The 21645-nt window shown below is 73.2% G+C and carries 16 protein-coding genes; 4 read left to right on the top strand and 12 right to left on the bottom strand.

All coding sequences use genetic code 11. The annotated features are described in order from the left end of the window. Positions 1-36 precede the first annotated feature (36 nt). The gene (locus tag DNK56_RS30220) at positions 37-264 is read right to left on the bottom strand and encodes a DUF6296 family protein (protein ID WP_111338952.1); all 228 of its coding nucleotides are present in this window, start codon (positions 262-264) and stop codon (positions 37-39) included. A 163-nt stretch (positions 265-427) separates the two neighbouring features. Here DNK56_RS30220 and DNK56_RS30215 point away from each other — a divergent pair, with 163 nt between their 5' ends. Both DNK56_RS30215 and DNK56_RS30210 read left to right on the top strand, forming a co-directional pair. Beyond that, the gene (locus DNK56_RS30215; protein WP_111338951.1) at positions 428-889 is read left to right on the top strand and encodes a DUF5709 domain-containing protein; all 462 of its coding nucleotides are present in this window, start codon (positions 428-430) and stop codon (positions 887-889) included. Positions 890-1166: 277 nt separating this feature from the next. Beyond that, positions 1167-3623 carry an endonuclease/exonuclease/phosphatase family protein gene (locus DNK56_RS30210; protein WP_111338950.1) on the top strand — a complete coding sequence of 819 codons (2457 nt, stop codon included), beginning with the start codon at positions 1167-1169 and terminating at the stop codon, positions 3621-3623. A gap of 27 nt (positions 3624-3650) precedes the next feature. On the opposite strand, the gene DNK56_RS30205 is transcribed toward DNK56_RS30210, so the two are convergent. Genes DNK56_RS30205 through DNK56_RS30195 form a run of 3 tightly spaced genes read right to left on the bottom strand, consistent with a single transcriptional unit; the run spans position 3651 to position 6074 of the window. Continuing rightward, the gene (locus tag DNK56_RS30205; RefSeq protein WP_111338949.1) at positions 3651-4583 is read right to left on the bottom strand and encodes an alpha/beta fold hydrolase; all 933 of its coding nucleotides are present in this window, start codon (positions 4581-4583) and stop codon (positions 3651-3653) included. A gap of 16 nt (positions 4584-4599) precedes the next feature. Then, complete coding sequence (locus DNK56_RS30200; RefSeq protein WP_111338948.1) at positions 4600-5844, bottom strand: beta-ketoacyl-[acyl-carrier-protein] synthase family protein; 1245 nt, start codon at positions 5842-5844, stop codon at positions 4600-4602. Further along, the gene (locus DNK56_RS30195; protein ID WP_199563577.1) at positions 5841-6074 is read right to left on the bottom strand and encodes an acyl carrier protein; all 234 of its coding nucleotides are present in this window, start codon (positions 6072-6074) and stop codon (positions 5841-5843) included. Before DNK56_RS30195 ends, DNK56_RS30200 begins: the two co-directional genes overlap by 4 nt. A 348-nt stretch (positions 6075-6422) precedes the next feature. Between DNK56_RS30195 and DNK56_RS30190 the strand changes: the two genes are divergently transcribed. Then, positions 6423-7964: a peptidoglycan-binding protein gene (locus DNK56_RS30190; RefSeq protein ID WP_111338946.1), complete on the top strand. Its 1542-nt coding sequence runs from the start codon at positions 6423-6425 to the stop codon at positions 7962-7964. Positions 7965-8022: 58 nt separating this feature from the next. Here the strand turns inward: DNK56_RS30190 and DNK56_RS30185 are convergent, their stop codons facing one another. After that, positions 8023-8589 (bottom strand): dihydrofolate reductase family protein, encoded by a 567-nt coding sequence (locus DNK56_RS30185; RefSeq protein ID WP_111338945.1) that lies wholly within the window; start codon positions 8587-8589, stop codon positions 8023-8025. A 126-nt stretch (positions 8590-8715) separates the two neighbouring features. Here DNK56_RS30185 and DNK56_RS30180 point away from each other — a divergent pair, with 126 nt between their 5' ends. Then, on the top strand, positions 8716-9756 hold the full coding sequence (locus DNK56_RS30180; RefSeq protein WP_111338944.1) for a hypothetical protein: 1041 nt from the start codon (positions 8716-8718) through the stop codon (positions 9754-9756). A gap of 54 nt (positions 9757-9810) precedes the next feature. Here DNK56_RS30180 and DNK56_RS30175 read toward each other — a convergent pair whose 3' ends face one another. The 7 genes from DNK56_RS30175 to DNK56_RS30145 all read right to left on the bottom strand — a co-directional run bounded on the left by DNK56_RS30175 (position 9811) and on the right by DNK56_RS30145 (position 21409). Next, positions 9811-10554 (bottom strand): SDR family NAD(P)-dependent oxidoreductase, encoded by a 744-nt coding sequence (locus DNK56_RS30175; protein WP_111338943.1) that lies wholly within the window; start codon positions 10552-10554, stop codon positions 9811-9813. Between the two features lie 169 nt (positions 10555-10723). Next, positions 10724-14485: a S8 family peptidase gene (locus DNK56_RS30170; protein ID WP_111338942.1), complete on the bottom strand. Its 3762-nt coding sequence runs from the start codon at positions 14483-14485 to the stop codon at positions 10724-10726. A 117-nt stretch (positions 14486-14602) separates the two neighbouring features. After that, complete coding sequence (locus tag DNK56_RS30165) at positions 14603-15814, bottom strand: XdhC family protein (RefSeq protein ID WP_111338941.1); 1212 nt, start codon at positions 15812-15814, stop codon at positions 14603-14605. A gap of 33 nt (positions 15815-15847) precedes the next feature. Continuing rightward, the gene (locus DNK56_RS30160; RefSeq protein ID WP_111338940.1) at positions 15848-17305 is read right to left on the bottom strand and encodes an NCS2 family permease; all 1458 of its coding nucleotides are present in this window, start codon (positions 17303-17305) and stop codon (positions 15848-15850) included. 227 nt (positions 17306-17532) lie between these two features. Continuing rightward, complete coding sequence (locus DNK56_RS30155; protein ID WP_111338939.1) at positions 17533-19917, bottom strand: xanthine dehydrogenase family protein molybdopterin-binding subunit; 2385 nt, start codon at positions 19915-19917, stop codon at positions 17533-17535. Further along, complete coding sequence (locus DNK56_RS30150) at positions 19917-20516, bottom strand: (2Fe-2S)-binding protein (RefSeq protein ID WP_111338938.1); 600 nt, start codon at positions 20514-20516, stop codon at positions 19917-19919. The genes DNK56_RS30155 and DNK56_RS30150 overlap by 1 nt, the downstream gene beginning before the upstream one ends. Before the next feature lie 2 nt (positions 20517-20518). Next, positions 20519-21409 carry an FAD binding domain-containing protein gene (locus tag DNK56_RS30145; RefSeq protein WP_111338937.1) on the bottom strand — a complete coding sequence of 297 codons (891 nt, stop codon included), beginning with the start codon at positions 21407-21409 and terminating at the stop codon, positions 20519-20521. Between the last annotated feature and the right edge of the window lie 236 nt (positions 21410-21645).

Here is a 21645-nt window from a genome sequence, read left to right as displayed (position 1 = left end):
GCGCTGAGGCAGCGCCGCACTGAAGCGGCATCACGCTCAGGCGGCGTCGCGCACCACCAGCGGCGTTCCGAGGCGCTGGTGGCCGCCACTGGCCAGCATGCGCACCTCCGCGTGGTCGCTGATCTCGGCGCGGACGATGCCGGTCTCGTCCTCGTAGACGGGGTGACCGCCCGCTCCGCTCTGTGCCGTGCGGTGGACGGTGACGGTGTCGTCCTCCACGGCCGAGGACTGGAACACGAGCTGGTAGCTCTCCGGATAATCCATGATGACGGGCTCTCCAGACGACCGTTTCCGGACCGGCCCTTCGGGGCGCGTCCGGCCCTGCACCGTCCATGGTCGCGCACACCCCGCCCGGACGCAGGACGCGCCCGCGCGGGCCGGGCTGCCTATCCTGAGAAGGAGCCCCGCCGCGGGAAGGGACAGCGCCATGGATGATGCCGATCGGGGCGACGAGGTCTACCAGCCCCAGCAGCAGTCGCAGGCGGCCGACCCGATCGAGCAGCCCGATACGGAGGACACCCTCGACGACCCGGACGTGGACGACGTCCTGGACCGGGGGTACTCGCCGCCGGAACGCCCCTACGCCGTGGACGACGTGGGCACCACCGCCGCCGAGCAGCACCGGGGCGAGAGCCTGGAGAGCCGGCTCGCCCGCGAGCTGCCCGAGGACGGCGCCCCGCCCGGGGACGGGGTGGGCGATGTCGTGGACGGGGACGGCGAGCCGTGGGACGGCGAGGTCGGCACGGTCCGCGCCGGGCGGCTCACCCGCGATCTGGACATCGACGAGCCGGACAGCACCGCCGGCGAGGACGTCGGCATCGACGGCGCGGCGGCCTCCGCCGAGGAGGCGGCGGTGCACATCGTCGCGAACGACCCGGACGGCAACTAGCCACCCCGCAGTCCGCTCCCCCGGCCTGGACGGCCGGATCGCCTCGGTGAGCGGCTTCCTGGACCGGGTGCCCACCATGTGAGATCGGGGGCCCGCCGTGTGAGGGGGCGGCTCGGGGGCGTGAACGGTGGCGCGCGGCCGGGCCGGGGCGCGCCGTTCCCGCGGCCTTCGCCGGCCGGGGACCGAACGTTTTCCGGAATTCACCTCTGATGCCTTGTCATCGCCTGTTCTACGCGCATAGCTTGTGCTCCTTCACCAGAATCTGAGGGGCATTTCCGTGCGCATATCCACACCCCGTTCCGTCCTGCTGGCCGGCGCGGTAGCCGTGACGCTCTCGGCGACCGCGCTGCCCGCCGCCTTCGCGGCCCCGTCCTCGTCCGCCGTGATCTCCGAGGTGTACGGGGGCGGCGGGAACTCCGGTGCGACGCTGACCCGTGACTTCGTCGAGCTGGCCAACGCCGGCTCCGCCGCGTACGACCTCGCCGGCCTCAGCGTCCAGTACCTGCCCGGCGCCCCCTCGGCGGGCTCGCAGTGGCAGGTGACGGCGCTGACCGGCTCGGTGGCGCCCGGCGGCCGGTATCTCGTCGCCCAGGCGGAGGGCGCCGGGGGCACGGTCGCCCTGCCCGCCGCGGACGCCACCGGCAAGGTCGCGATGTCGGCGAGCAGCGGCACCGTCGCCCTGGTCTCCGGGACCACCGCGCTGACCTGCAGGACGGCCGCCGACTGCGCCGCCGACGCCCGCGTGGTGGACCTGGTCGGCTACGGCACCGCGGTCGTCCGGGAGGGCAGCGGACCGGCCAAGGGCGCATCGGCCACCGCGTCCGTGGCGCGCGCGGCCACCCTCGCGGACACCGACGACAACGCCGCCGACCTCACCGCGGCCGCCCCGACCCCGGTCAACACGGCCGGGGAGAGCGCGGGCGGCGGCGAGGGTCCCGGCGACCCGGACAACCCCACCGAGCCCGGCACCGTACGCGTGCACGACATCCAGGGCAGCACGCGGGTCTCCCCGCTGGACGGCCGCGAGGTCATCGGGGTCCCGGGCGTCGTCACGGCGGTGCGCGCCTCCGGGTCGCGCGGCTTCTGGATCCAGGACACCGCCCCGGACGCCGACCCGCGCACCGGCGAGGGCGTCTTCGTCTACACCGGCTCCACCGCCCCGGCGGTCTCTGTGGGCGATGCGGTGCTGGTCAGCGGTGTCGTGGACGAGTACTACCCGTCGGCCACCGCCCAGTCCGTCACGGAGATCACCAAGCCCCGGATCACCGTCCTGTCCTCCGGCAACGCGCTGCCCGCCCCGGTGGTGCTGGACGCCGGAGCGGTGCCGTCCGCCTATGTGCCCTCGGCCGGCGGCGGCTCGATCGACGCGCTGCCCCTGGAGCCGTCGGCGTACGCGCTCGACCTGTACGAGTCCCTGGAGGGCAGCCGGGTCGAGATCGCCGACACCCGCGTGACGGGCGCGACGACCAAGTACCACGAGGTCTGGGTGACCGTGGAGCCGGAGCAGAACCCGACCCGGCGCGGCGGCACGCTGTACGCCTCGTACGGCGACCAGAACGCGGGCCGGCTCAAGGTCATGTCGCTGGACCCGGCCGCGCCGGTGCCCACCGCGAACGTCGGTGACGTGCTGTCCGGCACCACGGGGGGCGTCCTGGACTACGACTCGTACGGCGGGTACAACGTCCAGGCCACCGAGCTGGGCACGCTCACCGACAACGGGCTGCGGCGCGAGGTGACGCGCCGGCAGAAGGGCAAGGAGCTGGCGGTCGCCACGTACAACGTGGAGAACCTCGACGCGCTCGACGACCAGGCGAAGTTCGACACCCTGGCCGCGGGCGTCGCGGTCAACCTGTCCTCGCCCGACATCGTGTCCCTGGAGGAGATCCAGGACGACAACGGCGCGGTGAACGACGGCACGGTCGGCTCCGAGGCCACGCTGAAGCGGTTCACGGACGCGATCGTCGCGGCGGGCGGCCCGCGCTACGCCTGGCGCTATGTCGCCCCGCAGGACGGGCGGGACGGCGGCGAGCCCGGCGGCAACATCCGCAACGTGTTCCTCTTCAACCCGGAGCGGGTGGACTTCGTGGACCGCGCGGGCGGCGACGCGACGACCGCCGTCGAGGCCGTACGGACCCGCAAGGGCGTCGCGCTCTCGGTGTCGCCCGGCCGGATCGCGCCCACGAGCGACGCCTGGGAAGACAGCCGCAAGCCGCTGGTCGGCGAGTTCCGCTTCCACGGGAGGTCCGTCTTCGTCGTCGGCAACCACTTCGCGTCCAAGGGCGGCGACCAGCCGCTGCACGGCCGCTACCAGGAGCCGGTGCGCGGCTCGGAGACCAAGCGCGTCCAGCAGGCGAAGGAGGTCAACACCTTCGTCAAGTCGCTGCTCGCGGCGGACAAGTCGGCGCGGGTCGTGGTCCTCGGCGACCTCAACGACTTCGCGTTCTCGCCCACCGTCGGCGCCCTGACCTCCGGCAAGGTCCTCAAGCCGCTGATCAACACGCTGCCGGTGAACGAGCGGTACAGCTATGTGTACGAGGGCAACTCGCAGACCCTCGACCACATCCTGACCAGCCCGGGGGTGCGCCGCTTCGACTACGACGTGGTGCACATCAACGCGGAGTTCGCCGACCAGGCGAGCGACCACGACCCGCAGATCGTCCGCATCGACGTGAACGCCCCGAGCCACGGGCATGGGCACGGGCACGGGCATGGAAAGGGGCACGGGCACCGCTGATCCGGCGCACGGGCGGGCGGCGGGCGCTCAGCCGCCCGCCCGTGGCAGGGCCGATCCCCCCGCCGCCCCCGCCGCCCCGGCGCGCGGCCGGGGCAGCGGGGTGATCGGCCGCAGCGCGGGGGCGGAGTCCAGCGGCCGGTCGGTCATGAAGCGGGCCACCAGGTCCGCCACGTCGTCGGGGCGCTCCAGGACGACCCAGTGGTCCGACTCGCCGATGGTCAGGAAGCGGCTGCCCTCGATGGTGGCCGCGAAGGCGCGCTGGTGTTCCGGCGGGGTCACGGTGTCGTGCTCGCCCGCGAAGACGAGCGCGGGCACCCCGCTCAGCCCGCCGGAGAAGTCGGGGCGGTGCTCCAGCGACCGGCGCAGCGAGCGCTCGGCGTGCGGCGAGTGCGTGAGGGCGTGCACGAAGGACCGGCGTACGTAGCGCAGGGCGAGGTCCCTGCGGTGGACCCGGCGGTCCGGGTCCAGGCACATCAGCGCCTCGGCGGTGAGCCGGGCCAGCCCCGTCACGTCGCCGGTGTCGAGCCGGTCGACCGCGCGGGCCCAGCCGTCGCGCTGGGCCTCGGTGATGTGCGACGGGACACCGCCGAGGACCAGGCGGGCGACGCGGGCGGGGTCGTGGCGGGCGCAGGCGAAGGCGATCGAGGTGCCGTAGGAGAAGGCGTAGAGGTTGACCCGGTCCGCGCCGAGGTCGTCGAGGACGGCGGTGACGGCGGCGCGCAGCAGGTCGTCGCCGGTGCCGGGGGGCAGCGGGTCGGCGCCGCCCATGCCGGGCAGGTCGGCGGTGACGACGGTGGCGTGCGGGCCGAGGTGCTCGTCCATCTGGGGCCAGCCGTGGATGCCCTGGAGCGCGCCGCCGAGGACGACGACCGGTTCGGTGCGCGGGTCGGGCTGCCGCAGGGCGCGGTAGCGGAAGCGCAGCCCGTCCACGGTGAGGGTGCGGATGATCTCTTCGGTCATGTTCTCCGGGCCCCGGTCACCTGGTGAGGACGAGGGCGGCGTTGTGGCCCCCGAAGCCGAGCGAGGTCTTGACGGCCGCGTCGAACACGGCGGGCCTGGCCTCCTTGCTCACCACCTCGACGGGGATGTCCGGGTCGGGGGCGTCGAGGTTGACGGTGGGCGGGACGAGCCGGTGCTGGAGGGCGAGGACGGTGAGCGCGGTCTCGATGCCGCCGGCGGCGCCGAGGGTGTGGCCGGTCATCGCCTTGGTGGAGGTGACGAGGGGGTGGTCGCCGAGGACCCGGCGCAGCATGGCCGCCTCGATGAGGTCGTTGGAGACGGTCGAGGTGCCGTGGGCGTTGACATGGCCGATGTCGGCGGCGTCGATCCCGGCGTCGGCGAGGGCGGTGCGCAGGGCGCGTTCGATGCCGAGTCCGTCGGGGTCGGGGGCGACGGCGGAGTAGGCGTCGCTGGAGGCGCCGTAGCCGGCGATGTGGGCGCGGACGGCGGCGCCGCGGGCGCGGGCGTGTTCGGGGCGTTCGAGGACGAGGAGTCCGGCGCCCTCGCCGACGACGAAGCCGTCGCGGTGGGTGTCGAAGGGGCGGCAGGCGGCCTGCGGGTCGTCGCGCCGGGTGGAGACGGCCTTGAGGCGGCAGGCGCTGGCGATCAGGAGCCGGGAGCAGACGGATTCGGCGCCGCCGGCGACGACGATGTCGCAGGCTCCGGTGCGCAGCATCTGGTGGGCGGTGCCGATGGCGACGGTGCCGGAGGAGCAGGCGGTGGAGACGGCCTGGCTGGGGCCGTGTGCGCCGAGGTCGGTGGCGACGCTGCTGGCGGCGCCGTTGACGACGGCGAGCGGGGCGAGTTTGGGCGAGACGCGGCGGGCGCCGCGTTCGCTGAGGGTGGTGTGCTGCTCGTCGTAGAAGGGCAGGCCGCCGTGGGCCGAGCCGATGACGACGGCGACCCGGCCGCTGTCCCAGACGGCGGGGTCGAGTCCGGCGTCGGCGACGGCCTCGCGGGCGGCGATGACGGCGAGGTGCGAGAAGCGGTCCATCAGCCGGTGGGCGGCGATTCCGAGGACGGCGCGGGTGTCGAGGTCCTGGACGCTGTACATGAAGTCGCAGGGCAGGCCGTCGAGTTCGGCGCGGTGCGGGACGCAGGGCGCGGTCGCGGGGTCGTTGACGGCGCGCCAGGTGGCCTCCGCGCCGACGCCCGCGGAGGTGACGAGGCCGATCCCGGTGACGGCCGCGGCGAACGGCTCCGGGCGGTACCGGGCGGTCACGCGGCGGCCTTGCGGTGGACGGCCTCGACGAGCTGGGCGACGGTGTCGCGGGAGGTGATCTGGACGTCGTCGAGATCGACGTCCATCCGGTCCTCGATGAGGAGCCGCAGCTCCTCCAGCGCCAGGGAGTCCAGGCGGAGCTGCCGCAGGGGCACCTCCGGGCGGATCGCCAGGGGGTCGGTTCCGAAGTTGGCGGTCAGCAGGGTGCTGATCTCGTCTGCCGTGCTCATGCTCATCGGGCACTTCTCCGCTGTCGTACGCGGTGACGCCTTGCCGCGTGAGATGTGACTGCCATCGGGGACGCCGGCCGGTCCGGAGTTCTCTGTTATACGCCCTGTCGGCGATGTGTCCGGGCCGCGTTCCCCCGTGCGGTGGGTTCCTGCACGGGTGTACGAATCCCTGGGGGCGCACGAGGGCTCGCGAACGGTCAACTCCATTGGAGTGAAAGGGAGTTCGACACGCCGCCAGAGTGATTGTCATACATTCATTGGCTCCCTATCGTGAGCAGGCTTCGCGGCCGCCCGGTCCGTCCCCTCCGGGGCCGGGGCCGTCTCCCCTCCCACAGAGCAGGAGCAGGAATGCCGACTCGCGCCGCCGCCCGCACCAGGGCCTCCCTCCTCGCCGCCCTGACCGCCACCGTCCTCGCCGCCACCGGCACCCCGGCACTCGCCGCCGCGGACACCGGCCACCCGCTGGACCGGGCGTTCGAACGGGCCGCCGAGGAGTTCGACGTACCGCGTGACCTGCTCGCCGCCGTCGGGTACGGCGAGACCCACCTCGACGGCCACGCCGGACGTCCCAGCCAGGCGAACGGCTACGGCGTGATGCACCTCGTCAGCAACCCCGCGCACCACACCCTGGAACGGGCCGCCGACCTCACCGGCGAACCGCTCGCCGCCCTGCGCTCCGACGCCGCCGTCAACGTCCTGGGCGGAGCGGCGGTGCTGCGCGGCTACGCGGACGCGCTCGGGCTCGACGCGCGGGACCGCGACGACATCGACGCCTGGTACCCGGCCGTCGCCCGCTACAGCGGCGCCGAGGGGCCGGCCGCCGCGCTCTACGCGGACACCGTCTACACCTTCCTGGCGGACGGGCTCGACGCGCTCACCCCGGACGGCGAGCGGATCTCGGTGACCGGGCGGCCGGTCTCCCCCGACAAGGCCGGGACCGCCGCCGACTACTCCGTCCGCAGCGCCGACTACCCATCGGCGCTCTGGGTCCCGGCCGACCCGAACAACTACACCACCGGCCGCACCGCGACCGTCGACAAGGTCGTCATCCATGTCACCCAGGGCTCGTACGCGGGCACCATCAGCTGGTTCCAGGACCCGGAGTCCGTGGTCAGCTCGCACTACGTGGTGCGCTCGTCGGACGGCCGGATCACCCAGATGGTGCGCGACGCCGACACCGCGTACCACGCGCGCAGCGCCAACACCTCGTCGCTCGGCATCGAGCACGAGGGCTTCGTGGACGACCCGACCTGGTTCACCGACACGATGTACCGCTCCTCCGCCGCGCTGACCGCCGCGCTCTGCGAGAAGTACGGCATCCCGAAGGACCGGGCGCACATCATCGGCCACAGCGAGGCGCCGGGCAACGACCACACCGACCCCGGCCCGAACTGGGACTGGGACCGCTACATGGAACTGGTCGGCGGCGCCACGGACGGCGGCACCGGCGACGGGCTGAGCTTCCCCGCGTACACGACCCAGCGGCCGGGCGCGACGGGGCCCCAGGTCACCGCGGTCCAGCGGCTGCTGAACGCGCAGGGCCACCCGGCGGGCGAGGCGGACGGCGTCTTCGGCACGGCCACCGAGAGCGCGGTGAAGTCGTTCCAGACGGCGCGCGGCCTGGAAGCGGACGGGATCGTGGGCGCCCGGACCTGGACGGCGCTGCTCTCCGCGGGCACCACGCCGGAGCTGGCCGAGGGGGCGGCCGGCGAGGATGTGAAGCGGGTCCAGCGCGCCCTGACCGCCGCGCTCGGCTCCACCGTGGACGCCGACGGCAGCTTCGGCCCGGCGACCGGGACCGCGGTGCGCTCGTACCAGACGAGCCGGGGGCTGACGGCCGACGGGATCGTGGGACCGGACACCTGGGGCGCGCTCCAGGCCGGCCGCTGACCCGCCTCCGCGCCCCGGACCGGCCGAGCGAGGCGGCGTCGGCCCGGGGCGCGGCCGGTCAGTCCCGGTCGCGCTCGTACCTCAGCTCCACGACCCCGCTGCCGAAGGTGCGGGTGCCGAGGAGCCGGAGGGCGGTGCGGGACTCCTCGGTGGGGAACATCGGTTTGCCCCGGCCGATGAGCACCGGGTGGACGTAGACGCGGTACTCGTCGATCAGGTCGAGCGCGGCGAAGGAGGCGGCGAGGCCGGCGCCGCCGAGCGCCAGATCGCCGCCGGGCTGCTCCTTGAGCGCCCGCACCTCCTCCGGGACGACCTCGCGGACGATCGTGGTGTTCCAGTCGGCCCGCTCCAGCGTCCGCGAGTACACGTACTTGGGGGTGTTCCGCCAGATCGCGGCGAACTCGGCCACCGTTCCGGCGTTGGCCGGGTCCCGGTCGGCGGTGGGCCAGAAGTCCGCCATCAGCTGATGGGTGACCCGGCCGTCCAGCATGCCGCCCATGCCGGCGAGCTGGTCGTTGAAGTAGCGGTGGAGTTCCTCGTCGACGACATGCCAGTCGATCTCCCGCCGGGGGCTCTCGATGAAGCCGTCGAGGAACATCGACATCCAGTAGACGATCCTGCGCATCGCACCTCACCGGGTGGTCGTCGGGACAGGGGTGTTGAACCGTGCCCGACGCTACCGCCCGGCCCGCCCGTCGAACCGGACGGCGCGGCTTGACTCGGGACCGGGCCGGCCCGTAGGAGTCGGGGTATGAGAGTCGGAGACGCGCGGGCCGCGGCCGCGCACTGGGTCACCGCGCACGCCCGCCCCCGACCGGACTACCGGGGGGCGTACTTCACCGGCTCGACGGTCGGCCTCCCGGACGGGGCGGAGCTGCCCGCCGCATCGGACGTCGACGTGGTCGTGGTGACGGCGGGCGAGGAGGCACCCGCGAAGCCCGGCAAGCTCCGCCACGAGGGCACCCTGCTGGAGATCACCTACGAGCCGATGGCCCTGCTGGACGACCCGGAGGCGGTGCTGGGCGCGTACCACCTGGCGGGCGGCTTCCGCCGGGACACCGTCATCGACGACCCCACGGGCCGGCTGCGCGCCCTGCACGCGTACGTCGCACCGCGCTTCGCCGAGCGGAGCCGGGTGCGCCGCCGCTGCCTGGACGCCCGGCACCGCGTCGAGGACCGGCTCGCCGCCCTGAACCCCGGACAGCCCTTCGCCGCGCGCGTGATGAGCTGGCTGTTCCCGACCGGGGTCACCACCCACCTCCCGCTGGTCGCCGCGCTGCGCAACCCGACCGTCCGGCTGCGCTACCCCGCCGTACGCGAGGTGCTCGGCGCGTACGGGCAGGACACGCTCTATCCGCGGCTGCTGGCGCTGCTGGGCTGCGAGGCGGTCCCGGCGCGGCGGGTGCGCCACCATCTGGCGGAGCTGGCGCGGACGTTCGACGCCACGGTCCCCGTCGTACGCACGCCGTTCTTCTTCGGCGGCGACCTCACGGCACAGGCCCGCCCCGTCGCGATCGGGGGCGGCCGGGAGCTGATCGACCGGGGCGATCACCGGGAGGCGGTCTTCTGGATCGTCGCGACCTTCGCCCGCTGCCACCTGGTGCTGGCCGAGGACGCGCCCGCGCTGCACACCGCCCGGCTGCCGGCGTTCCGCGAGGCCGTCGCCGACCTCACCGGAATCGGCTCCACCGGGGACCTTCTCGCCCGGCGCGACGAGGTGCTGCGCTTCGTACCCGAACTGTGGGCGGCCACCGGGAAGATCCTGGCCGCCAATCCGGAGATCCACGACTGAACGCCCCCGTCCCCGCACCGGGGCGGCGGGGACGGGGGCGGACGGCCGCGGGGGTCAGCGGAGCTTGATCGCGCCGCCGTCCGCCATCAGGGTCTGGCCGGTCATGTAACGGGCGTCGTCGCTCGCCAGGAACGCGACGACGGGCGCGACGTCCGTGCGCGGGTCGCCGAAGCGGCCGAGCGGGACCTTCGCGGCGGAGAGGGCGTACTGCTCGGGGTGGGCCTCCGCCCAGGCGGCGACGCCCGCCGTCCGCGCCATCGGGGAGACGACGTTGACCCGGATCCGGTCCGCCGCCCACTCGTTGGCGACGACCCGGCTCAGGCCCCGGATGGCCTCCTTGCCCGCCGCGTACGAGGCCTGGTTGGGCTGGCCGTCGATGCCGGCGCCGGAGGCGAAGTTGACGACGGCGCCCGCGCTCCTGCGGAGTTCGGGATAGGCGGCGAGCATGAAGTTGCGGGTGGCGAAGAGGCCGGTGTCCAGGGCGAGTTTCCAGTCGTCGTCGGTCTGCTCGGTGAACGGGCGGACGCGGGAGGCGCTGGCGTTGTTCACCAGGACGTCCAGGCCGCCGAAGCGTTCGACGGCCGTGGCGACGGCCCGGTCGGCGACCGCGCGGTCCGAGACGTCGCCCCGCAGGAACGCCACCCGGTCCCCGAGGTCGGCCGTCAGCGCGTCCCCGGCCTCCTGCTGGAGGTCGACGACCACGACGCGGGCGCCGCGCTCGACGAACAGCCGGGTGACGGCCTCGCCGATGCCCGAGGCTCCTCCGGTGACGACGGCGACCTTGTTCTCCAGTGTCATTGCGCTGTTCCTTCGACTCGCTGGTTCCGGCCCCCGCACGGATCGTTCATATGCATCATACACTTCATATGTATTGTGCATATAAAAGTGCGGGCGAGCGGGCGCACGGGAAAGGCGGCCACCCATCCGTTCCCGGATGCGCGGCCGCCTTGTGCGGGCTGTCAGCGGATCACTTCAGGCCGAACGCCCGGATGATCTCCTGGTCCACGGAGAGGCCGCCGCCGGCCTCGGCGTGCGCCTTGAGGGAGACCGCGGTGGCGCCCTTCTTCGGGGTCCTGAAGCGGGCGGTCCAGGAACCGGCCGCGTCCTTCCGGAGCTGCACCGGGCTCCAGCTCCTCCCGTCGTCGTAGCTGACCGAGAGGGACGCCTTCGTCGCCTTCACGGCGCCCTCCAGCCACTCCTGCGTGGTGGAGGACAGGCCGATCTCCGTCCGCTTCCCGGCCCTGACGTCACCGGCCAGGTCGGTGGCCACGTCGTAGTCCAGCTGGAGCATCGGGATGTCCACCTGGTACGGGCCCTCCGGGTCGTTGGCGCCGGAGACGAAGGTCCACTCGGTGTGCGTGCGCACGGACGTCTTCCAGGTGTCCGCGTCGCGCGAGGCGTCGAGCACCAGCCGGTAGGGCAGCTCCTCGGCGGGCAGGTCCCCGACGTAGCCGGCCCGGCCGGGCGTCTCGTCGAGCAGCGTGTCGCCCTGGTGGACGGCGACCTTGCCGGTCTCGTACTCCCGGTCCGGCATGGCGCCCGAGTGCCCGGCCCCGCCGTCCGTCCAGGGCGAGATGTTGTACTGGATGTCGCCCCACTGCGTACGGGCCGGGCCCCAGAATCCGGTGCCCAGGCGCGGGCGGGCGACGGGCGCGAACCACGAGGCGCGGGTGGTGCCGCCGGCCCGGTAGTCCATCTCGCCGCCGCGCTCCTCCAGCGCGATGTCCGTGCCCTCCGCGTTGTACTGGGCGTGGTCCTCGTACCAGAAGGAGGCGCCGGGCAGCGGGGTCACCCACTCGGTGCGGGTCGCCGGGTACTTCTCGTACTCGGCGAAGCCGATGCCGGGGCCGTACTCGGGGATGTCGTAGCGGTAGCCGCCGCCGACGGCCTCGCGGTGGCCGTAGAAGGTGTTCTCGACCTTCGCCAGCTGCCGGGCGGACGGGGCGAAGGCGAGCGAGCGGTCGGGCACGGCGCCGTCGTGGCGGTCGACCAGGTCGTAGACGTAGCTCGCGTACTTGTGCTGCTCGACGGTGACCTTCTTGCCGCGCCGCGCGGTCGCGATCAGCTCCTCGCCCGCGATCCGCTGCACGGTGGCGACGGGGAGGGCGAGCGTGGTGCCGTAGTCGCCGTAGGACTCCATCAGCCGGCCGTCGCCCCGGTTGACGACGAACAGTGCCTTCGCGCCGGCGGCGACGGCGGCCGCGACCCGGTCGGCCGGGGCCACCGTGTCACTGCCGCGGATCACGACCGCCCTGCCCTTCGCGTCCACGTTCCGGTAGTCGGCGGCGGAGCCGTCGCCGGCGAAGACGCTGCGGAGCTTTGCGCGGCTGTCCTCGGCGACCGGGGAGCCGTTCTGCACGGTGACCGGGACGTCCCGGCCGCCGGCGGTCAGGTCGATGAGCTTCTCGCCCTGGCGCCAGCGGGTCAGGAAGGAGAAGTCGCCCTTGCTCACCTTCCCGGTGGGGCTCGCCCACAGCTGGTCGTACGTCAGCGGGATCTGGTACGCGTCGCGCTGGACGGTGCCGTCGGGGGCGGTGCGCGCCATGTCGTAGCGCAGCTGCCGGGTCTCCGTCTCCTTCGGCGTGCGCACGCTGACCTTGCGGGCCTTCGACGCGTCGAGGGTGACGGTGACCGGCTTGTCGAGGACGATCTCGGGGGCCGCCAGGAAGGCGAGGGCCTTGGAGTCGGCGGTGTCGCCCCGGATGTCGGCGGCGGTCCAGGCGGTGTAGTCGCCCGGCGGCAGCCTCAGCGTGGTGTCGCCGGACACCGCGACCGGCGACAGGTTCGGGTCACCGAGGGCGCCCAGGACGACGGTGCCGTCCATCGGCTCGCCGTCGCGGTCGCGCAGCCGGAGCGTGAGGTCGTACAGCTCCCGCTCCTTGCTGAGCGCGAAGCCGGTGTGCGCGACGACCGTGCCGGCGGCGTCCTTGGCGAGGACCTGTCCGGAGAAGGTGGTGCCCGGCGCGGCCTTGGACGGGTCGAGCGTGAGGACGGCCTCGGCGGTGGAGCCGGCCGGGACGGTGAGCCGCGTCGCGGACAGCGTGTACGCGTCCGACGCGGTGTCCGTCGCCAGGTCCAGGGTGACGTCGGCGTCGCCCGTGTTGCGGTAGGTGACGGTCCGTTCGGTGACCGGGTCGGACGGGCTGTGCGGCCAGTCGTAGGCGGCGACCGGGACGGAGCCGGTGGCCTCGATCGTCGTGTCGACGGCGGCCTTCACATCGAGCCGGCCGGTGCCCTGCTCGTACGGGGTGTAGTCGGGCAGCACCTTGGACGAGGTCATCAGCGCGTCCTTGACGCGCTGTCCGCTCCAGTCGGGGTGGCGCTGCTTGACGATGGCGGCGGCGCCCGCGACGTGCGGGGTGGCCATCGACGTACCGGACATCGACTGGTACATGCCCTCGATGCCGGGGACGGACTGCGAGGCCGCGGCGTTGATGTCCACGCCCGGCGCGGACAGGTCCGGCTTCAGGCCGTAGCTGCGCACCAGCGGGCCCATCGACGAGAACTCGGCGCGGCCGTCCCGCTTGTCGACGGCGGCGACGGTGAGCGCCTTCTCGGCGGAGCCGGGCGCGCCGATGGTGCCCGCGCCGTACGCGTTGCCCGCGGCGATCACGTAGAGCGGGCCGCCGTCCGCCGACAGGGCGTCGACGGCCTGCGCCATCGGGTCGGTGCCGTCGTCCGGGACGGGCGAGCCGAGGCTCATGGAGACGACGTCGGCCCCCTCCGCCCGGGCCCACTCCATGGCCTCGATGATCCCGGAGTCGGCGCCCTCGCCCCCGTCGCTCAGGACCTTGCCGACGAGCAGGTCGGCGGCCGGGGCGACGCCCTTCTCGGCGCCGCCGGACGCGGCGCCGGAGCCCGCGATGGTGGAGGCGACGTGGGTGCCGTGGCCGTTCTTGTCGTCGACCTCCTCACCGGGCACGAAGCTCTTCGTCTTCAGGATGCGGTCCTTGACGTCCGGGTGGTCGGCGTCGATGCCGGTGTCCAGGACGGCGACCTTGACGCCCTTGCCGTCGTAGCCGTCCGCCCACGCCTGCGGGGCGTTGATCTGCGGCACCGAGTCCTTGAGCGCGGCCTCGACACGGCCGTCGAGCCAGAGCTTGGCGATGCCGTTGTCCAGGGAGCGGGTGGTGGCGGTGCGCGCGATGTCGTTCCAGAAGGTGCGCGCGGTGTCCTTGCCGGCGGTGAGCGCGGCGCCGTGGATGGACTCCAGCTTCCGGACGGCCTTGCTGCCGCGCGGGGCGGCGGGCAGCGAACGGGCCTTGGCCGCGGGGTAGGTGGCGATCAGCGGGATGCCGCCGGTCGTCTCGTCGTCGTAGCCCATCGCGGCCAGCGCGGACACGTTGAACAGGCGGCGGTCCAGCTTGCCGGCCGCGAGCAGGCTCCGCGCCTCGTCGGGCAGGACGTAGAGGTCGTCCCCGGCCTGCTGGACGTGGACGCCGCCGGTCGCGCCATCGGGGCGGTCCACGGTGACGGTGTCCCGGTCGCCCGCGCCGTCCGTGTAGTGGACGACGTCGCCGGTGACCAGGGTGATGTCGTAGCTGTGGACGGCCGACCCGACCGGGACGGTCCCAGCGGGGACGGGGACGGGCGCGGCGGAGGCGGCGCCGGTGACGGGGAGCAGCGCGCCGCTCACCAGGGTCGCCGCCGCGGTGGCTATGAGGAGGGTCCGTCGCCCGGCGCGAGCGGGTCTCACCCGGCCGGTCGCGGTGGAGGGGGTGAAAGTCATGCTGTTGATCTACCGGCAATCCCGCCGCCGCGGCACGGTCCGTGCCTGGCGCGAATGTGCCGTGGCGGCAACCCGCCGGTCCCGGACCGGCTTTCTGGCAAGGGAGTTGAGGCCGGGTCAGGCCACCGATCCGATGCGGCCGGCCGGCGGCCGGCCGCCGGGGTGGTGGATCGGGGTGTGGGCGCCGGTCAGCGGGGCGCCGCTGCCGCCGCGCCGGACGGCGACGATCTCGGCGGCGATCGACAGGGCCGTCTCCTCGGGGGTACGGGCGCCGAGGTCGAGCCCGATCGGCGAGTGCAGGCGAGCCAGTTCCAGCTCGGTGACCCCGGCCTCGCGCAGCCGTTCGTTGCGCTGGAGGTGGGTGCGGCGGGAGCCCATCGCGCCGACGTACGCGACGGGCAGCTTGAGCGCCGCCGCCAGGAGGGGGACGTCGAACTTGGCGTCGTGCGTGAGGACGCACAGGACGGTGCGGGCGTCCACGGTGGTGGCGGCGAGGTAGCGGTGCGGCCATTCGACGACCAGCTCGTCGGCCTCCGGGAAGCGGGCCGCGGTCGCGAAGACGGGCCGCGCGTCGCACACGGTGACGTGGTAGCCGAGGAACGTGCCGGCCCGGACCAGGGCCGCCGCGAAGTCGATGGCCCCGAACACGATCATCCGGGGCGGCGGCACGCTGGACTCCACGAGCAGCTTGAGGGGCCGGCCGCAGCGCGAGCCCTCGGCGCCGATGGTCAGGGTGCCGGTGCGGCCCTGGTCGAGCATGGCGCGGGCCTCGGCGGCTGCGGTGCGGTCCAGCTCGGGGTGGGCGCCGAACCCGCCCTCGTACCCACCGCCGCGCCCGGCCCCGTAAGCACCGCCCCGCCCGCCCCCGTACACATCCCCGTCCGCGTCGTCCGGGCGGACCAGCAGGGCGCGGCCGAGGAGTTCGGCGGGGCCGTCGGTGATGCGGGCGAGGGCCGCGGCGCCGCCCGCCGACGCGGTGGCGAGCGCGGCGGCGAGGACCGGGCGGACGGGGTCGTCGGCCCGGACCGGGGTGATCAGGATGTCGATGACTCCGCCGCAGGTCAGGCCGACCGCGAAGGCGTCCTCGTCGCTGTAGCCGAAGCGTTCGACGCGGGTGGCGCCGTCCGCCAGGGCCTGTTGGCACAGCTCGTACACCGCGCCCTCCACACACCCGCCGGAGACCGAGCCGATGGCCGTGCCGTCGCGGTCCACGGCCAGCGCGGCTCCCGGCTGCCGGGGCGCGCTGCCGCCGACGGCGACGACGGTGGCCACGGCGAAATCGCGTCCCTGCCCGGCCCAGCGGTCGAGTTCGTCGGCGATGTCCAGCATCTCGGTCTCCTTGGCGGGTGTGGGGCGGGCGGCTCAGCTGACGCCGAGCCAGCCCTCGATCGGGTGCAGGGCGAAGTAGACGACGAAGATCGCCGCCAGGCCCCACATGAAGGCGCCGACCTCGCGGCCCCGGCCCTGCGCGGCCTTGATGGCGACGTAGGAGATGACGCCCGCCGCGACACCGGTGGTGATGGTGTACGTGAACGGCATCAGGACCACCGTGAGGAACACCGGGATGGCCACGGAACGGTCGCTCCAGTCCACGTGCCGGGCGTTCTGCATCATCATGGCGCCGATGACGACGAGGGCGGCGGAGGCCACCTCGGCGGGCACGATCGCGGTGAGCGGGGTGAAGAAGAGGCAGGCGGCGAAGAACAGGCCGGTGACGACGGAGGCGAGGCCGGTCCTGGCCCCCTCGCCGACGCCGGTCGCGGACTCCACGAAGACCGTCTGCCCGGAGCCGCCGGCCACGCCGCCGATCGCGCCGCCGGCGCCGTCGATGAACAGCGCCTTGGACAGGCCCGGCATCCGGCCCTTGTCGTCGGCGAGCCCGGCCTCCGTGCCGACGCCGATGATGGTGGCCATCGCGTCGAAGAATCCGGCGAGGACCAGGGTGAAGACGATGAAGCCGACGGTCATGGCGCCGACGTCGCCCCAGCCGCCGAAGTCGACCTCGCCGAAGAGCGAGAAGTCGGGCGAGGAGACCGCCGAGCCGTTCAGCTCGGGCGGGCCGCTGCTCCAGATCTTCGGGTCGACGTCGGCCACCTTGTTGATGACGACGGCGACCGCGGTGCCGACGACGATGCCGATGAGGATCGCGCCGGGGATGTTGCGGGCCTGGAGCATGAAGATGAGCAGCAGGGTCACGGAGAAGACGAGGACGGGCCAGCCGGCGAGTTCACCGGCCGGGCCGAGGGTCACCGGGGTCGCGGTGCCCTTGCCGACGAATCCGGCCTTGTAGAGCCCGATCAGGGCGATGAACAGGCCGATGCCCATGGTGATGCCGTGTTTCAGCGGGAGCGGGATCGCGTTCATGATCAGCTCGCGCAGTCCGGTGACCACCAGGAGGCAGATCACCAGCCCGTACATCACGCACATGCCCATGGCCTGCGGCCAGGTCATTTCGGGGGCGACCTGCGAGGCCAGGACGCCGGAGACGCTGAGGCCCGCGGCGAGCGCGAGCGGGACCTTGCCGACGAACCCCATGAGCAGGGTGGTCGCCGCCGCCGCGAGCGCGGTGGCGGTGATGAGCGCCGGCTGGCTGAGCACGTTCTGGTCGACGTCCTTGCCGCCGAGGATGAGCGGGTTGAGCAGGAGGATGTACGCCATGGCCATGAAGGTCGTGACGCCGCCGCGCACCTCACGGGCCACGGTCGAGCCGCGGTCGGATATGTGGAAGTACCGGTCGAGCCACGATCTTCCGGCGGGGACGCGCGAGCCGGGGCCCGCGTCCTCCGCGCCGGTCTTCGGCTGCACTGACTGCTGGGTCATGATGCCTGACTCCCAAGGTTCACAGGGGCACCCGCGGAAGAGATTCGCTATGCGGGATTTGGGATGACTGTGCGGGCGGCACGACCCGGTGGACGGAACGGGACGAGCTGGTTCGTGCGTGGGGGCCGCGAGCGGTGCGGGCCCCTGGGCCTCCGGGCGGTGCGGGCCGGGAAGTGTGACGTTCGCCGGTGGCGCGCACCGCCCGGAGAGTCGGGACGGAGCCGGGATCAGAGACCGGTCAGGTGCTCCGGGCGTACCGGCGTCCGGTCGAGCTCCAGACCCGTCGCGTTCCGGATCGCCGCGAGGACGGCCGGGGTGGACGACAGGGTCGGGGCCTCGCCGATGCCGCGCAGCCCGTACGGGGCGTGGTCGTCGGCGAGTTCGAGCACATCGACGGGGATGGTCGGCGTGTCGAGGATGGTGGGGAGGAGGTAGTCCGTGAAGGAGGGGTTGCGCACCTTCGCGGTCACCGGGTCGACGATGATCTCCTCCATGACGGCGATGCCCATCCCCTGGATGGTGCCGCCCTGGATCTGGCCGACGACGGAGAGCGGGTTGAGCGCCTTGCCGACGTCCTGGGCGCAGGCCAGTTCGATGACCTTGACCAGGCCGAGTTCGGTGTCGACCTCGACGACCGCGCGGTGTGCGGCCACCGAGTACTGGACGTGGCCGTTGCCCTGGCCGGTGCGCAGGTCGAAGGGCTCGGTGGGCCGGTGGCGCCACTCCAGCTCGATGTCGACCGCCTCGTCCTCCAGCACGTCCGCGAGGTCGGCGAGCACCTCGCCGCCGTCGGTGACGACCTTGCCGCCCTCCAGCAGGAGTTCGGCGGTGGCCCAGGCGGGGTGGTAGGTGCCGAACTTGCGGCGGCCGATCTCCAGGACCCGTTCGCGGACGGCCTCGCAGGAGTTCTTGACCGCGCCGCCGGTGACGTACGTCTGGCGGGACGCGGAGGTCGATCCGGCGGAGCCGACGCGGGTGTCGGCGGGGTGGATGGTGACCTGGGCGACACCGAGTTCGGTACGGGCGATCTGGGCGTGCACGGTGACGCCGCCCTGTCCCACTTCGGCCATGGCGGTGTGCACGGTGGCGACGGGTTCGCCGCCGATGACCTCCATGCGCACCCGTGCGGTGGAGTAGTCGTCGAAGCCCTCGGAGAAGCCGACGTTCTTGAGGCCGACCGCGTAGCCGACGCCGCGTACGACGCCCTCGCCGTGGGTGGTGTTGGACAGCCCGCCGGGCAGGGCCCGTACGTCGGGGTGCTCGCCGGCGCTCTCCCACTGGCGCTCGGGCGGCATCGGCATGGCCTTGACGCGGCGCAGCAGTTCGGTGACCGGGGCGGGCGAGTCGACCTGCTGTCCGGTGGGCAGCAGGCTGCCCTGTTCCATGGCGTTGAGCTGCCGGAACTCGACGGGGTCCAGGTCGAGGGCGGCGGCGAGTCTGTCCATCTGCGCCTCGTAGGCGAAGCACGCCTGGACGGCGCCGAAGCCGCGCATGGCGCCGCACGGGGGGTTGTTGGTGTAGAGGGCGAGCGCCTCGATGTCGACGTCCTCGACGACGTACGGGCCGACGGAGAGCGAGGAGGCGTTGCCGACGACGGCCGGGGACGCGGAGGCGTAGGCGCCGCCGTCCAGGACGATGCGGCACTTCATGTGGGTGAGCTTGCCGTCGCGGGTGGCGCCGTGCTCGTAGTGGAGCCGGGCGGGGTGGCGGTGGACGTGCCCGAAGAAGGATTCGAAGCGGTTGTAGACGATCTTCACGGGCTTGCCGGTGCGCAGGGCGAGCAGGCAGGCGTGGATCTGCATGGACAGGTCCTCGCGTCCGCCGAAGGCGCCGCCGACGCCGGACAGGGTCATGCGGACCTTGTCCTCGGGCAGTCCGAGCACGGGGGCGATCTGGCGCAGGTCGGAGTGGAGCCACTGGGTGGCCACGTACAGGTCCACGCCGCCGTCCTCGGCGGGTACGGCGAGGCCGGACTCGGGGCCGAGGAACGCCTGGTCCTGCATGCCGAAGTAGTAGTCGCCGGTGACGATCACGTCGGCGCGGGCCGCGGCGGCCTCCGCGTCGCCGCGGATGATCGGCTGGCGGTGCACGATGTTGGGGTGGGGCACGTGGCCGATGTGGTGGTCGGTGCGGTTCTCGTGGATGAGGGGGGCGCCGGGGGCGGTGGCGGACGCCTCGTCGGTGACGACGGGGAGTTCGCGGTAGTCGATGCGGATCTTGGCGGCGGCGCGGCGGGCGGTCTCGGGGTGGTCGGCGGCGACGAGCGCGACGGGTTCGCCGTGGTGGCGGACCCGGCCGTGGGCGAGGACGGGGGTGTCCTGGATCTCCAGCCCGTAGTTCTTCACCGCGGCCGGCAGGTCGTCGTAGGTGAGTACCGCGTAGACGCCGGAGGTGGCGAGCGCCTCGGAGGTGTCGATGGAGACGATCTCGGCATGGGCGACGGTGGAGCGCAGGGTGTGACCCCAGAGCATGTCCTCGTGCCACATGTCGGAGGAGTACGCGAACTCGCCGGTGACCTTGAGGATGCCGTCCGGGCGCAGCGTGGACTCGCCGATCCCGCCCTTGGTGCGGGTGCCCTGGTGGATGTTGGTGGGGGAACCGGTGACGCCCATCACTGCACCGTCTCTTCCGCGCGGGCGGCCGCGAGGCGGACCGCGTCGAGGATCTTCTCGTAGCCGGTGCAGCGGCAGAGGTTGCCGGAGAGCGCCTCGCGGATGTCCGCGTCGTACGGCTGCGGGGTGCGTTCCAGGAGTTCGTCGGCCGCGACCAGCAGGCCGGGGGTGCAGAAGCCGCACTGGACGGCTCCGGCGTCGATGAACGCCTGCTGGATGGGGGCCAGTTCCCCGGTGTCGCGGGTCTCCTCGCCGGTGGCGGGGGCGGCCTGCCAACGGCGGGCCCGGTCGAGCGGGGTGCCGCAGGCGCCGGAGGCGCAGCCGGTGCCGGGGTGGGCCTCGGCGCGGTGGGCGGCGAAGTCGGCGAGCCCTTCGACGGTGACGACGTCGCGGCCCTCGACCTGTCCGGCGGCGACCAGGCAGGAGCAGACGGGCACGCCGTCGAGGCGGACGGTGCAGGAGCCGCACTCGCCCTGTTCGCAGGCGTTCTTGGAGCCGGGCAGGCCCATGCGCTCGCGCAGGACGTAGAGGAGCGACTCGCCCTCCCAGACGTCGTCGGCCTCGTGGCGGCGGCCGTTGACGGTGAAATCGACGCGCATGATCAGGCGGCTCCTTCGGTGCTGCGGCCGTGGCCGCGGTATGACTCCCAGGCCCAGCCGAGGGTGCGCCGGGCCATGATCCCGACCGCGTGGCGGCGGTAGCTCGCGGTGCCGCGGACGTCGTCGATGGGGTTGCAGGCGCCGGCGGCGAGGGTGGCGAACCGCTGGGCGACGGACGGGGTGATGATCGTGCGGCTGTCCCAGAAGCCGCCCTCCTCCAGCGCGGCGTTCAGGAATTCCTCGGCCGCCTTCGCCCGTACGGGCGTCGGGGCGGCCGATCCGATGCCGGTGCGGACGGTGCGGGTCTCGGGGTGCAGGGCCAGGCCGAAGGCGCAGACGGCGATGACCATCGCGTTGCGGGTGCCGACCTTGGAGTACTGCTGGGGTCCGTCGGCCTTCCTGATGTGCACGGCCCGGATCAGCTCGTCGGGTTCGAGCGCGTTGCGCTTGACGCCGGTGTAGAAGGCGTCGATGGGGATCATGCGGGTGCCGCGTACGGACGCGGCCTCCACCTCGGCGCCCGCGGCGAGCAGGGCGGGGTGGGCGTCGCCGGCCGGGGACGCGGTGCCCAGGTTGCCGCCGACGCCGCCCCGGTTGCGGATCTGCGGGGATGCGACGGTGTGCGAGGCGAGCGCGAGGCCGGGCAGTTCGGCGCGCAGGTGTTCCATGATGTGGCTGTACGGGACCGAGGCGCCGAGCCGTACGGTGTCCTGCCCGACCTCCCACTCGGCCAGCTCGCCGACGCGGTTCAGGTCGAGCAGGTACTCGGGGCGCCGGTGGTCGAAGTTGATCTCGACCATCACATCGGTGCCCCCGGCGATGGGCACAGCCGTCGGGTGCTCGGCCTTGGCGGCGAGCGCCTCCTCCCAGCTTGCGGGGCGAAGGAAGTCCATGGTGGCTCTCTTCTCGATCGGGTTCTCACGCTGGGCTGGGTGACGGCCGGCCCTGACTCTGTTCATGTCTTGTTCACGCGGTGTGTGGCCCAGTACACAAGCCCTGCTCCACCTGGTGCAGTCACCGAACCCATGAAGGAGTTGGCTGGTCTCCGCTCATGTCTTGTAGATTCGAACGAATGACGGGGCTCACGGGCCTCACCGCAACACCCAGACTTCACCCGTACCAACGAAAG

The organism is Streptomyces sp. AC1-42W, from assembly GCF_003248355.1.
Classification (GTDB): domain Bacteria; phylum Actinomycetota; class Actinomycetes; order Streptomycetales; family Streptomycetaceae; genus Streptomyces.
The sequence above is the reverse complement of the archived record's forward strand: the minus strand, read 5'-3'. Positions and strand labels throughout refer to the sequence as shown.

Excerpts from the sequence above, each read along its gene's own strand:
- DNK56_RS30220 (WP_111338952.1), bottom strand. The coding sequence starts at position 264 with ATGGATTATCCGGAGAGCTACCAGCTCGTGTTCCAGTCCTCGGCCGTG.
- DNK56_RS30215 (WP_111338951.1), top strand. The coding sequence starts at position 428 with ATGGATGATGCCGATCGGGGCGACGAGGTCTACCAGCCCCAGCAGCAG.
- DNK56_RS30205 (WP_111338949.1), bottom strand. The coding sequence starts at position 4,583 with ATGACCGAAGAGATCATCCGCACCCTCACCGTGGACGGGCTGCGCTTC.
- DNK56_RS30195 (WP_199563577.1), bottom strand. The coding sequence starts at position 6,074 with ATGAGCACGGCAGACGAGATCAGCACCCTGCTGACCGCCAACTTCGGA.
- DNK56_RS30190 (WP_111338946.1), top strand. The coding sequence starts at position 6,423 with ATGCCGACTCGCGCCGCCGCCCGCACCAGGGCCTCCCTCCTCGCCGCC.
- DNK56_RS30185 (WP_111338945.1), bottom strand. The coding sequence starts at position 8,589 with ATGCGCAGGATCGTCTACTGGATGTCGATGTTCCTCGACGGCTTCATC.
- DNK56_RS30180 (WP_111338944.1), top strand. The coding sequence starts at position 8,716 with ATGAGAGTCGGAGACGCGCGGGCCGCGGCCGCGCACTGGGTCACCGCG.
- DNK56_RS30175 (WP_111338943.1), bottom strand. The coding sequence starts at position 10,554 with ATGACACTGGAGAACAAGGTCGCCGTCGTCACCGGAGGAGCCTCGGGC.
- DNK56_RS30170 (WP_111338942.1), bottom strand. The coding sequence starts at position 14,485 with ATGACTTTCACCCCCTCCACCGCGACCGGCCGGGTGAGACCCGCTCGC.
- DNK56_RS30165 (WP_111338941.1), bottom strand. The coding sequence starts at position 15,814 with ATGCTGGACATCGCCGACGAACTCGACCGCTGGGCCGGGCAGGGACGC.
- DNK56_RS30160 (WP_111338940.1), bottom strand. The coding sequence starts at position 17,305 with ATGACCCAGCAGTCAGTGCAGCCGAAGACCGGCGCGGAGGACGCGGGC.
- DNK56_RS30155 (WP_111338939.1), bottom strand. The coding sequence starts at position 19,917 with ATGGGCGTCACCGGTTCCCCCACCAACATCCACCAGGGCACCCGCACC.
- DNK56_RS30150 (WP_111338938.1), bottom strand. The coding sequence starts at position 20,516 with ATGCGCGTCGATTTCACCGTCAACGGCCGCCGCCACGAGGCCGACGAC.
- DNK56_RS30145 (WP_111338937.1), bottom strand. The coding sequence starts at position 21,409 with ATGGACTTCCTTCGCCCCGCAAGCTGGGAGGAGGCGCTCGCCGCCAAG.